Here is an 11,210-nt window from a genome sequence, read left to right on the forward strand (position 1 = left end):
TCAGTAGGTGGTACGACCGCCCGAGAGGTCGAAGGTGGCGCCGGTGGTGAAGGAGTTCTCGTCCGACAGCATGAAGGCGATCATGGCGGCCGCCTCCTCGACCTCGACGAAACGGCCGCGCGGCACCTTGCCGAGCATGTAGGCGACCTGGGCCTCGGTGAGCTGCTCCAGAATGCGGGTGCGGGCGGGCGAGGGCGTCAGCGCGTTGACGGCGATGTCGTATCCGGCGAGCTCCTTGCCGAGCGATTTGGTCAGCGCCAGCACGCCGGCCTTGGCGGCCGAATAGGCGGCGGCGTTGGGATTACCCTCCTTGCCGGCCACCGAGGAGATGTTGACGACACGGCCGTAATTGCGCGCGACCATGCCGGGCACCAGGCGCCGGCAGCAATAGAAGACGCCGTTGAGGTCGATATCGACGATCTGGCGCCAGGCGGCGGGATCGTAGTCGACCACGGTCGCCGCCGGCCCGGCAATGCCGGCATTGTTGACGAGAAGATCGACGGGGCCAAGCGTCCGCTCGGTCTCGGTGGCGGCGCGATCGACGGCCTCGATCTGCGACTGGTCGCAAAGGATGGCCTCGACCCGGCCAAGAGGAGCGAGTTCGGCTACGGCCTTGGCCATTGCGGCCTGGTCGACGTCCCAGATGGCCACGCTGGCGCCCGACGACAACAGGCGCCGCGCGACCGCAAGGCCGATGCCTTGCGCGCCGCCCGTCACCACGGCGACGCGGCCGGAAAGATCAACGGCATTCACACGACGGTTCATCGGCATTTTCCTCGCTCCCGCCTTGCAATAACGCGGATCAGGCCCTGACGTTTCGCGCCACCAGCCTGGCTACGCTTGGCCCAATGAACAGCACGAGCAGGAAGCGTGCCGACTGCAATGCCATGACGAAGGAGATGTCGACGTTCCGCGCCGCGGCGGCGATGATGGCGCGCTGTCCATGCCGCCCGGGCTGGTCGCCATGCGCTCGGCCGGCTCCTGGTCCTGGTATGGTTGCTCCGGCGAAGAGTCCATGTCCGGCTCTCAGACCTGACGCAGACAAATGCGAACCCGCTTTTCGCGGACAATCCGTGTCGAGGCGGTCAGCCGGCCTTTTCCGGCGCAGGAAGTCCAAAGCCGCCGACCGGATGGGTCTCGATCTGGAATTCGAAGCCGGCGATGAAGGGGCGCGCCTTGGCGATCGCTGCCTGGACTTCCGGCAATTGCAGCGAGGCCTTGTGGCTCGCCTGGTCGGTCCATACTTCGGTGACCCAGACGGCATCGGCGTCGGCGGGATCGGTGGCGATGATGTAGCTCAGGCACCCGGGAAGCGCGGCGGTGCTTTCGCGCAGCACGTCCATGACCGCATCGCGCTGGCCGCGCGCCGCCCGCATCTTGCCGATCAGTCCGTACATGCCTTGATCTCCCTCCAGGTTGCACGCTCAATCAAGTATGCAATCGCCAGCTCACGGCATCAACTGGCCGCCATTCACCTCGATCACCTGGCCGATGATGTAGCCGCTCAGCAGATCGGACGAAAGGAACAGATAGGCGCCGACGCAGTCCTCGGCCGTTCCGGCGCGTCCCTGCGGAATGGTCGCGACCATCGCCTTGATCTGCTCGGCGCTCGAATAGCGTTCGTGGAAGGGCGTCAGGATCGTGCCGGGCGCCACCGCGTTGACGCGGATGCCGAAGCCGATCAGTTCCTTCGCCATACCGCGCGTCACGTTGGAGACGAAGGCTTTCGACGAACCATAGAGGCCGGCGCCACCGCCGGCGCCGTTGCGCGCGGCGATCGAGGTGGTGTTGATGATGAATCCGCCTTGGCGCTTCAGCCACGGTATCGCCTTGCGCGAGGCGGTCAAGACAGAGCGGGCATTGAGGTCCATCACGGCGTCGTAATGCGCTTCGTCCTGATCGGCATAGGCGACGCGCCCGAGCATGCCGCCGGCATTGTTGACGAGGCCGTCGAGCCGGCCGAAATGGTTTGCGCTCTCTTCGACCACACGCTCGACGTCGGCAGGTATCGAAAAATCGCCCTGGACCAGAAACACCTCGCCGCCGTCGTCACGGATGGATTCGGCCACGGTTTCGGCGGGCGCACGGCTCGCATTGTAGTGCAGCGCTACACGGCATTTCTGCGCCGCGTAAGCGCGGGCGAGTGCTGCACCTATGCCAGTCGAGGCGCCGGTGACCAGCACCGCCTTGCCGGCAAGATCGGGAATGGCAAGTGTCGTCATATCGGCCGTCCTCCGGGTTGCCGTCTTTCGTAGGCCATTGCCGGCCTGTCGTACAAGTGTTGGCGTGTTCAAGTGCGGCCGCGTTCAGGGCCTGAGATAGACATAGCCTTGCCGCTGCAGTTCGGCGAGCTTCACAACGCCGCCCTTTTCAGCAAGCTCGAAGCCCGCCAGCAGGTCGGTCAGCGTGATCTCCATGCTATGCAGGGTGTTGCCGCAGGCTTGCGGGACAAGGCCCTGCTGGACGAGCCCAGCAAAGCGGCTTGAAATGGCGCCGGAAGCGCCCTTGGCTTTGAAGGCGGCTAGCGCCGGGCCGTGCACGACTAGGACAATATCGACATTGCCGCCAGTGCCTTCATAGTGGTTCTTGATGTTGCCGAGCACGAAATTGACCTTGTCCGTGTCGCTGAGGTGATAGGCGACCTTCAGACTTTCCTCACTCGTTGCGGCGTTTGCCCGGCTCAGGCCGAAAAGACCAGCAGCGCCGGCAAGGCCGGCACGGAAAATGTCACGGCGCAGCATCGTATCCTCCGTTCGCCCGCCCGCTCGCGCGATTTTGCATGGTCCAGACGGCACACCTAGACTAGCATATCCTGGTCCTGTCGGCGGGAAGAGGATCACATGTCATCGAGAACCAAGGTGGCGAGGACCATGGCGGGCGTAGCGCTTTGTGCCGCTCTTGCCGCTTTTGCCGGCGCGGCGCGCGCCGAACAGCCGTCCAAACTTCCCGAACTCAGCCCGACCGGCGCCGATGTCTGCTTCGGCCGCATCTACGACGCCGCCCATCTCAAGGCGCATCCGCACCAGAAAGTGGCGCGCATCTTCTTCTTCTATGGCCATGATCCGGTGAGCCACCCGAACGAAGAACCCCCCGCCAACCAGGATACTTCCTATAACGGTTTCCTCACCACCACGGTGCGCGGCGCCAAGAAGCCGGAATGGGCAAGCAGCTGGTGCAACAAGGAAGATCCAAGCGACAAGGCGAGCGGCATCCGCTGCGGCATGGATTGCGACCGCACGCTCGCCATGCTGAAGGTCGACGACAAGGGCCGGCTGATCCTCTCCAACCTACAGCCTGACGTGTATCTCGACGCTGGCGCGGAGGAGGATCTCGGCAAAGCCGAGTACAACAGGCAGGCGCTGGGCAGCGAGGATGACAATTTCAAGCTGGACCCCATGTCGGCCGACAGTTGCAAGGCGGAGTTCGCGCGCATCGATCCGATCGATCCTACGCGGGGAGATCCACTGCGCGTTTGGCTTAAGCCTGACCAGCCTTTCTGCTTCGGGCGCGACTATGATGACGCGCATCTGAAAACACATCCCAACCAGCTGACGCAATCGATCCGCGTCTTCCGCGGACCCGTCGAACTTGCCTCCTTCGCCGCCGGCGGCGATGCCGCGAACTGGCCCGACGGCGCGGATATCGCCATTTCGGTGACGACCAGGCAGAAAGGGAAGAAGGTCACGCAGACCTATTCCTGCCAGGGCGAGGCCGATCAGTGGCGCTGCTCTGCCAGTCCGAAGTTGAGCGACTTTGCCTGCGACATCTCGCAGAAGGAGATTTTCCTCAAGCGCGGCCCCAACGGCACTATGATGCTGGCCAATCCCAACAGTGCGGTGGCTGTTGTCGATCTCTGCTCGAAGGCGACGGGCGGTAAGACGAAATCCGACGACAAGGTTTATCGGCTGCAGCCTATGCCGCAGTCGGCCTGCGCTCCGTAACTAGCGCTTCGTCATTCGATGGCGGAACTTAGGAGCGCAGCGACGCGGCGCAGACCATGGAACCCATGCCGTGACGCTTAAAGCGTTGAAACGGTGCAGAATTTTACTCCGTTGCACGCCTTGGCAAAGGCAACGGCATGGATTCTAGGGTCTCACGACGGAGCTTCGCTCCTGCTTCGCCCTAGAATGACGAAGTTGGGAGGCTCCGGCTAACTTCAAGGAGGTGCTTTAAGCGAAAGGCACCGCGGTGGTGCCTTTCGGCAGCTTGGCCTCGTCGTCTGGCTCGACATGGATGGTAACGCGCACCGAGGGGATCTCGGCCTTCAGCGCGTCCTCTATGCGGTCGCAGATGACATGGCTGGCGCCGACCGTCATGTCGGCGTCGACGACGAGGTGGAACTCGATGAAGGTGGCGCGTCCGGCAATGCGCGTTTTCAGGTCATGCACCTCGAGCGCGCCTTTCGAATTGGCCGAGATCATGTCGCGGATCTGCATGTGCTCGTGGCTGTCGACAGCGCGGTCCATCAGGCCGTTCATCGACGAGCCGATGACATGCCAGCCTTGCCACAAGATGTTGAGCGCGACGATCACGGCCAATGCCGGATCGAGGATCTGCCAACCAGTGAGCACCGCGCCCACAAGGCCGCCGAGCACCCCAACGGACGTCACCACGTCGGTCATGATGTGCTGGCCGTCGGCAACGAGGGCCGGCGACTTGGCGTTCCGGCCGACTTGGATCAGAGTCCAGGCCCAGATCGCGTTGACGATGGTCGCCAAGCTGTTGACGGCGAGGCCAGTCCAGGGCCGCTCGAGCGGGGCCGGATGCTGCCAGGACTGCCAGACCTCGTTGAGGATCAGGAGGGCCGCGACCACGATCAGCACGCCCTCAAGAACGGCGGAGAAGTATTCGGCCTTGTGATGGCCGAAGGGATGGTCCTGGTCGGCGGGCTTGTAGCTGACCTGGATCGCCCAGAAGGCGGCGGCCGACGCGATGACGTTGACGATCGATTCCGCCGCATCCGAATAAAGCGCGACGGAGCCTGTGATATACCAGGCGGCCACCTTGAGGGCGAGCACGACCAAAGCGACGACGATCGACCAGAAGGCGAGCCTTGCGACCTTCTGCCTGGTCGCGGCTTTCGCCGCGGCCATCGTCGTGTCCAGCGCCTCGGTCATCATCCCTACGCGGCGTTTTCCTTGGCCTTGCGCGGCAGATGCGCGACAATGTTCTCGATGATGCGCATGCCGGCATTGTGGCCGAGCGTCATGATCGATTCCGGATGGAACTGCACCGCCGCGATCGGTTCCTTGCGATGCTCGAAGGCCATGATGATGCCGTCCTCGGTCTCGGCCGTGACGACGAAACCGTCGGGCAGCCGCACCGGATCGGCGAAGATCGAATGGTAGCGGCCGACGGTCACTTCCTTGGGGAGCCCCGAGAAGATGATGCCGGGTTTCGAGACGCGGATGCGCGATGGCTTGCCATGCATGGGGATGTGCAACTGTCTCAATTCGCCGCCATAGGCTTCGGCCAGCGCCTGCAGGCCGAGGCAGACGCCGAAGATTGGCAGATCGCGGCTGCGCGCTCGCCTGATGGTTGCGGCGCAATCGAAATCGGTCGGCGTGCCCGGGCCGGGCGACAGCACGACGAGATCTGGCTTCAGCCGGTCGAAGACTTCCTCCGGCACTGGCGTGCGTACGGTGGAGACGTTGGCGCCCGTCTGGCGGAAGTAGTTGGCCAGCGTGTGGACGAAGGAGTCTTCGTGATCGACGAGCAGTACGTTGACGCCGTCGCCGACGCGCGCGGTGGTGCGCTCGGTTCCGGTCGCGTTGCCGGTCTTGGCGTCGCGGATGGCGGAGAGCATGGCGGATGCCTTCAGTTCGGTTTCGGCTTCTTCTTCCTCGGGCACGCTGTCGAAGAGCAGCGTGGCGCCGGCGCGCACCTCGGCGATGCCGTCCTTGATGCGGATGGTGCGGAGAGTCAGGCCGGTATTCATGTCGCCGTTGAAATTGACCATGCCAATTGCGCCCCCATACCAGGCGCGCGGGCTCTTCTCGTTCTGCTCGATGAAGCGCATGGCCCACAGCTTCGGCGCGCCGGTGACGGTGACGGCCCAGGCGTGCGAGAGGAAGGCGTCGAAGGCGTCCATGCCTTCGCGCAACCGCCCCTCGATGTGGTCGACAGTGTGGATCAGGCGCGAATACATCTCGATCTGGCGGCGGCCGATGACGCGCACCGAGCCCGGCTCGCAGACGCGCGACTTGTCGTTGCGGTCGACATCCGAGCACATGGTGAGCTCGGACTCGTCCTTCTTGGAATTGAGCAGCTTCAGGATCTGCTCGCTATCGGAAATGGCGTCGTCGCCGCGCTTGATGGTGCCCGAGATCGGGCAGGTCTCAACGCGGCGACCGTTGACGCGCACGAACATCTCCGGCGAGGCGCCGATCAGATATTCGTTCTCGCCGAGATTGATGAAGAAGGAATAGGGCGAGGGGTTGATCGATTTCAGCTTGCGCGAGATGTCGGAGGGCTGGGTCTCGCAGCGCTCGTAGAACATCTGTCCAGGGACGACCTCGAACAGGTCGCCGCGCTTGAAGCTCTCCATCGCCCGGCGCACCAGGTTCGCATATTCGCCCGGCTCATGGTCGCCGCGCGGCAGGATACGGTCCGCGGCCTTGAACGGCTCGGCATGGGCATCGCGAGCCAGGCCTTCGGTCGAAAAACCGTCGCCGGAATAGTCGTAGCGGTCGGTCCAGGCCTTGGTTGAATAGTGGTCGACCACCAGAATCTCGTCGGGCAGGAACAGCACCAGATCACGCTGGCTCTGTTTGCGTTCGAGCTTGTAGTCGACCGGGTCGAACTGGAAGGCAAGATCATAACCGAAGGCGCCGTAGAGGCCGAGATTGGCGTCCTCCGCGGTCTTGAACAAAGCGGTGATGGCGCGCAGCACGGTGAAGACTGACGGGACGCGGCTGCGCTCCTCCTCGGTGAAGACGCGGCCGGGTTTTGCCACATCAAGGCGGATGAGCGTCTTCGAGGTCTCGGCGATCGTCACTTCGCTCAGCTCGCCGAGCGTCTTGCCGATCACCGGCAGCAAAACCTGGCCACGGGTGTTCAGCGCTTCGATGCGCATCGTGCGTCCCCGTGCGGAAATCGCCAGCGGCGGATCGATGATGGCCGTATCCCAGCGCGTATAGCGGCCCGGATACTCGTAATTCGAGGAAAACACCGCGCCACGGCGTGAGTTCAGGCCGTCGACATAGGCATCGATCGCGCCTCCATAGGGTCTGTCGTGCCGTTCGCGGGTGATCGTCACGCCGCCGGCGGTGACGAAGCGCTCGGCCCCGTTGTCCAGAACTTTAGTCGTCATTGCCGTCTCCATCAGCGTTTTGGGCAACGGACCCGGGAATGGCTTTAAAAAACAAATGGCCGCCCGGACATTCCGCTGCGGCCACCCTCATTTTCACGCGCACACGCACGAACCGGCCGCTGTCAGCGAGCCCACCACCAAACGGTTTTGTTCGAACGCATGTTCATGCCGACTCCCATAGCGGCGAATGCTTGGATCGGCAAGCGGAATCAAGAAACCCGCCGGGCGTGGTGAATCGGCTATAGCGCAGGGCGTCTCGCTCGGCTTCCCCGCTTGGCGGGAGCATTTCGCCGGGCGGACGGCGCGATATGCAGCCGGACATTCGCTGGCTGGAACTCCTTAGCCCGCGTCAACGACAAACATGCGTGCTTCCTGCGCCGCGTCGCGCTCAACCTTGATCGGCGCGTACTCCGGTGACCGATAAAATGCCAGCGCGTCGGCGAGGGTCGCGAATTCGAAGATGCCCGCCATGGGCAATGGCGTGACGTCTCCTTCCAGCCCCTCAACCACCGGCCCGAAGTGCAGGATACGGCCGCCTGCCGCGTGCAGCGCTGCCTGAAAGCGCGGCGCCAGCGCGGCTTGCCTTGCCGGATCCTTGATACGCAGATTGATGTGGACATAGGCAGTCATGGCGCGCTCCCGAATAATAATGTATATACAGTATTCGATGAACGGGAGAGTGTCGAGACCTGCGCATGACAGAGGCTTCCGATTTCTATCGCCGCGTCGAGACCGAGTGTCCGGCCTTCCAGGCTCGAGTCACCGCACGGGCGCTGACGCGCTACTACAACACCTGCTTCCGGCCGTTGGGAATCACCGCGGAGCAGTTCAGCCTCTTGGTGGGGATTGGCGGCAGCCACGAACCAACGCTCGCTGAGCTGGCGTCGCGCGCCGGGGTCGACGCCACCACTCTCAGTCGCAGCGTGCAGAGCCTCGAACGGAGCAATCTCGTGCGCAGCCATGGCGGGCGGGGTCGGGCCGGCAAACGCTTGGTGCTTACCGATGCGGGCCGCCGGTTGATGCACGAGTCCATGGCTGCCTGGGAGAGCGCCCGGAGCCGGTTGGCTGATGCTCTTGGCGAGGAGGCATCGCGTGCCGCGGGAAGCATCATGTCCCGCCTTGCGGTCGCCGCCCAGGCCGCGACCTCGGCCGCACCGTCAACCAATTTCCCAGATGCCTAGTCTGAGATACCGGCCGCTCGATAATATCCGGACCAATTGCGCATTCGGGCAGGAATGGCGCTCGGACGCGCCGTTCGGGCTAAGCCAAAGAACCTCAGTCCTCGAGCGTGCCCGAGCGTGCGTCGCTGCTCCTGCCGTCGCCGGCGAGTTTCAAAAGATCCTCGCCGGCGCGGATGATGCGGCGCGAGCGGCGGGTCAGGATGAAGCCCGACTGCGGGGCAAACACTTCCGTGCGGCCGCCGGCCTCGCAGGGCGCATGCACGATCGTCGCCAGCCTGTCGCCTTTCTTGACGCGGTCGCCGGGCTTGACGTCGTAAAGGATCGCGCCGGCCCTGGGCGAAGGCATCATGTCGATGTTTTCCAGCGGCACGACCGGTCCTGAAAATTTCTCGAATTTCGGCACGGATGAGTCCTCCACGACGCCGCGTGTCACCAGCAGGCGGTAGAGGCCTTCGGCGTCTGACGCGGCCAGCGCGCCGTGGACATCAAGCATGCCGCGATATTCGACCGTGGTGACGACGCGGCGATCGAAGCGCGCGACGCTTGCAGGCACATTCTGGTAGGGCATGATCGCGGCGCCCTCGAAGGTGCCGGTGTTGTCCTCGTTCCATAGCAGGACGGCTTCGGCGCCCATGGCGGCGGCGCAGTCGGCCATATGGGGCCACAGGCTCGTGTGGATGTAGAGATAGGCGAGACCTTCGTCGTCGCAGTGGAGGTCGAGCACGATGTCCTGCCCAAGCGACAGCTGGACGAGCCGGTTCTTCAACCGGCGATCGGCGCCGCCCAGGCTGACATCCGGCAACAGCTTGGCGTCGGGCGCCGCTAGCAGCGGGAAGGACCGGTTGAAGTTGGTGCGGGTTCCGAGATTGAAACGGCCCTGGTGCTCGCCGAAATGATATTGCGCGCGGCCGATCGGGTTGGCCCAGGGCACGATGGTGAGCGGACCCCTGATACGGCCCTCGGCCTCCGCCTTGGCCAGCATCGGCATCAGCGCATCGATGGCGACGACGCCCGGCAGTTCGCCGGCATGGAGTGCGGCCTGCAGGTAGCCGGAAGGGGCCGCCCTGTCCTTGCCTTCGAAGCGGAAGACCGGGAATTCGTAAACCGTGCCTTCCGCGTCGCCGGCGATGCGCTCGATCATCTTCTGCATGGGGGCCTCCGATTGAAGAGGCCACCCAAATGCATGTTTGCGGTTGGGATGTCGAGTGGTCCAACCTCGGCTACGGCGAAGGCGCCGAGCCTGACCGGTCACATCTCTCCTGGAATTGCTCTAGTCCAGCGGCTTCAGCTCTTGGGCGATCGTCGGCAGCAGTTCCGAGACATTGGGGTGTATGTGCATGGCGCGCGCTAGCGTCGAGATCGGAGCCTTGGCATACATGAGGTCGAGCACGCAGTGGATCGCCTCGTCGCCGCCCGGCCCGAGCACGGTGCAGCCGAGGATCTCGCCGGTGTCGGCATCGGCCAGGATCTTCATGAACCCCTGAGTCTCGCCTTTCTCGACCGCACGGCCGACACGGGTCATCGGCCGCTGGCCGACCAGCGCGCGGCGGCCGGATTTCCTCACGGCGGCTTCCGTCATGCCGCACCGCCCGAGTGGCGGATCGATATAGAGCGCGTAGGCTTCGATGCGGTCGCTGACCTTGCGCGGATCATCGTCGAGCAGGTTGGCGGCGACGATCTCGAAGTCGTTGTAGGAGGTATGGGTGAAGGCGCCTTTGCCATTGCAGTCGCCCATTGCCCAGATGCCGGGCACGCTGGTGCGCAACTGGTCGTCGACAACGATGAAGCCGCGTTGGTCGACCGCGACGCCGGCCCTGTCGAGGCCAAGATCGTCGGTGTTTGGAACGCGTCCGAGCGCCAGCAGCACATGCGAGCCCACCGTCGGCGGCTTGCCGGCGGAGAAGGTGACGGCGATCGCGTTGCCCTTCCTGGCGAGGCTGATGTCGCCGGCGTCAACATGGACTGTGATGCCTTCATTTTCGAGGATGGACTGGATAACTGCGGACGTGTCCTCGTCCTCGCGTCCGGTGAGCCGCGGCGCCTTCTCGATCACCGTGACTTCCGAGCCGAAGCGGCGGAACATCTGCGCGAATTCGAGCGAGATATAGCTGCCGCCGATAACGATCAGATGGCTGGGCAGCACATCGAGATCCATCATCGAGGAATTGGTGAGGTAGGGGACGTCGTGGACACCCGGCAGGTCGGGCACGGAAGCGCGGCCGCCCGTGTTGAGGAAGATCTTGGGCGCGGTGAGCAGCTCGTCGCCGACACGCACGGTGTCGGCGGTGACGAAACGCGCGTGGCCGCGATAGAGCGTGCAGCCCTTCATGCCGGCGATCCATTGTTCGAGATTGCCGCGGGCGTCGTTGGTGACCTTGTCCTTGCGCGCCTTGATGCGTTTGTAGTCAACCCCGACGGGGCCCGGGAGCACGACGCCATAGTCGGCGGCGCGGCGGGCGAGATGGGCGGCATAGGCGCTCGCCACCATCGCCTTCGTCGGCATGCAGCCGGTGTTGACGCAGGTGCCGCCGATGAGCTTGCGCTCGATCAGCGCCACGCTCATGCCGGCCGCGTTGAGCCGGCCGGCGAGCGGCGTGCCGGCCTGTCCGGCGCCGATGACGATGGCGTCGAAGGCCTTGGCGCTCATCAGGCAACCTCACGATTGCGTTGAATCAGTTTAAGAGCTGATTGGGCGTTGGTCCCGCGCCACCGTGACG

The 11,210-nt window shown here is 64.2% G+C and carries 11 protein-coding genes and 1 pseudogene; 2 read left to right on the forward strand and 10 right to left on the reverse strand.

Annotated elements, in window-relative coordinates; all coding sequences use genetic code 11:
• From P9272_RS29155 to P9272_RS29175, 5 genes and pseudogenes are all read right to left on the reverse strand, one after another.
• A complete protein-coding gene (locus tag P9272_RS29155) occupies window positions 1–753 on the reverse strand; it encodes an SDR family NAD(P)-dependent oxidoreductase (RefSeq protein ID WP_278163210.1) in 753 nt (250 codons plus the stop codon).
• Window positions 754–802: 49 nt separating this feature from the next.
• Window positions 803–966 (reverse strand): annotated as a pseudogene (locus P9272_RS29160) (AbrB family transcriptional regulator); the annotation flags it as partial.
• Window positions 967–1,085: 119 nt separating this feature from the next.
• Window positions 1,086–1,397: a putative quinol monooxygenase gene (locus P9272_RS29165; protein WP_128258461.1), complete on the reverse strand. Its 312-nt coding sequence runs from the start codon at window positions 1,395–1,397 to the stop codon at window positions 1,086–1,088.
• A 51-nt stretch (window positions 1,398–1,448) separates the two neighbouring features.
• Window positions 1,449–2,222, reverse strand: coding sequence for an SDR family oxidoreductase (locus tag P9272_RS29170; protein ID WP_128258460.1), 774 nt, complete (start codon window positions 2,220–2,222; stop codon window positions 1,449–1,451).
• A gap of 84 nt (window positions 2,223–2,306) precedes the next feature.
• The gene (locus P9272_RS29175; protein WP_128258459.1) at window positions 2,307–2,741 is read right to left on the reverse strand and encodes a DsrE family protein; all 435 of its coding nucleotides are present in this window, start codon (window positions 2,739–2,741) and stop codon (window positions 2,307–2,309) included.
• A gap of 99 nt (window positions 2,742–2,840) precedes the next feature.
• Between P9272_RS29175 and P9272_RS29180 the strand changes: the two genes are divergently transcribed.
• Entirely contained in the window at window positions 2,841–3,941 is a 1,101-nt protein-coding gene (locus tag P9272_RS29180; RefSeq protein ID WP_278163200.1) for a hypothetical protein, read from the forward strand.
• Window positions 3,942–4,169: 228 nt separating this feature from the next.
• On the opposite strand, the gene P9272_RS29185 is transcribed toward P9272_RS29180, so the two are convergent.
• From P9272_RS29185 to P9272_RS29195, 3 genes are all read right to left on the reverse strand, one after another.
• Window positions 4,170–5,117, reverse strand: a complete 948-nt coding sequence (locus P9272_RS29185) for a cation diffusion facilitator family transporter (protein WP_278163201.1) — start codon at window positions 5,115–5,117, stop codon at window positions 4,170–4,172.
• 5 nt (window positions 5,118–5,122) lie between these two features.
• The gene (locus tag P9272_RS29190) at window positions 5,123–7,312 is read right to left on the reverse strand and encodes an anthranilate synthase (RefSeq protein ID WP_278163202.1); all 2,190 of its coding nucleotides are present in this window, start codon (window positions 7,310–7,312) and stop codon (window positions 5,123–5,125) included.
• 339 nt (window positions 7,313–7,651) lie between these two features.
• Window positions 7,652–7,942 carry a DUF1330 domain-containing protein gene (locus P9272_RS29195; protein WP_278163203.1) on the reverse strand — a complete coding sequence of 97 codons (291 nt, stop codon included), beginning with the start codon at window positions 7,940–7,942 and terminating at the stop codon, window positions 7,652–7,654.
• A gap of 65 nt (window positions 7,943–8,007) precedes the next feature.
• Here P9272_RS29195 and P9272_RS29200 point away from each other — a divergent pair, with 65 nt between their 5' ends.
• Complete coding sequence (locus P9272_RS29200; RefSeq protein WP_128258455.1) at window positions 8,008–8,493, forward strand: MarR family winged helix-turn-helix transcriptional regulator; 486 nt, start codon at window positions 8,008–8,010, stop codon at window positions 8,491–8,493.
• 94 nt (window positions 8,494–8,587) lie between these two features.
• Here the strand turns inward: P9272_RS29200 and P9272_RS29205 are convergent, their stop codons facing one another.
• Together P9272_RS29205 and P9272_RS29210 are read right to left on the reverse strand one after the other, a co-directional pair.
• The gene (locus P9272_RS29205; RefSeq protein ID WP_278163204.1) at window positions 8,588–9,643 is read right to left on the reverse strand and encodes a succinylglutamate desuccinylase/aspartoacylase family protein; all 1,056 of its coding nucleotides are present in this window, start codon (window positions 9,641–9,643) and stop codon (window positions 8,588–8,590) included.
• A gap of 120 nt (window positions 9,644–9,763) precedes the next feature.
• Window positions 9,764–11,140 carry an FAD-containing oxidoreductase gene (locus P9272_RS29210; RefSeq protein WP_278163205.1) on the reverse strand — a complete coding sequence of 459 codons (1,377 nt, stop codon included), beginning with the start codon at window positions 11,138–11,140 and terminating at the stop codon, window positions 9,764–9,766.
• Window positions 11,141–11,210 lie beyond the last annotated feature (70 nt).

The organism is Mesorhizobium sp. WSM4976 (genome assembly GCF_029625685.1).
In the GTDB taxonomy this organism is placed as follows: domain Bacteria; phylum Pseudomonadota; class Alphaproteobacteria; order Rhizobiales; family Rhizobiaceae; genus Mesorhizobium.

Coding starts and splice junctions, on each gene's coding strand:
- P9272_RS29165 (WP_128258461.1), bottom strand. CDS start 1,397: ATGTACGGACTGATCGGCAAGATGCGGGCGGCGCGCGGCCAGCGCGAT.
- P9272_RS29170 (WP_128258460.1), bottom strand. CDS start 2,222: ATGACGACACTTGCCATTCCCGATCTTGCCGGCAAGGCGGTGCTGGTC.
- P9272_RS29175 (WP_128258459.1), bottom strand. CDS start 2,741: ATGCTGCGCCGTGACATTTTCCGTGCCGGCCTTGCCGGCGCTGCTGGT.
- P9272_RS29180 (WP_278163200.1), top strand. CDS start 2,841: ATGTCATCGAGAACCAAGGTGGCGAGGACCATGGCGGGCGTAGCGCTT.
- P9272_RS29185 (WP_278163201.1), bottom strand. CDS start 5,117: ATGACCGAGGCGCTGGACACGACGATGGCCGCGGCGAAAGCCGCGACC.
- P9272_RS29190 (WP_278163202.1), bottom strand. CDS start 7,312: ATGACGACTAAAGTTCTGGACAACGGGGCCGAGCGCTTCGTCACCGCC.
- P9272_RS29195 (WP_278163203.1), bottom strand. CDS start 7,942: ATGACTGCCTATGTCCACATCAATCTGCGTATCAAGGATCCGGCAAGG.
- P9272_RS29200 (WP_128258455.1), top strand. CDS start 8,008: ATGACAGAGGCTTCCGATTTCTATCGCCGCGTCGAGACCGAGTGTCCG.
- P9272_RS29205 (WP_278163204.1), bottom strand. CDS start 9,643: ATGCAGAAGATGATCGAGCGCATCGCCGGCGACGCGGAAGGCACGGTT.
- P9272_RS29210 (WP_278163205.1), bottom strand. CDS start 11,140: ATGAGCGCCAAGGCCTTCGACGCCATCGTCATCGGCGCCGGACAGGCC.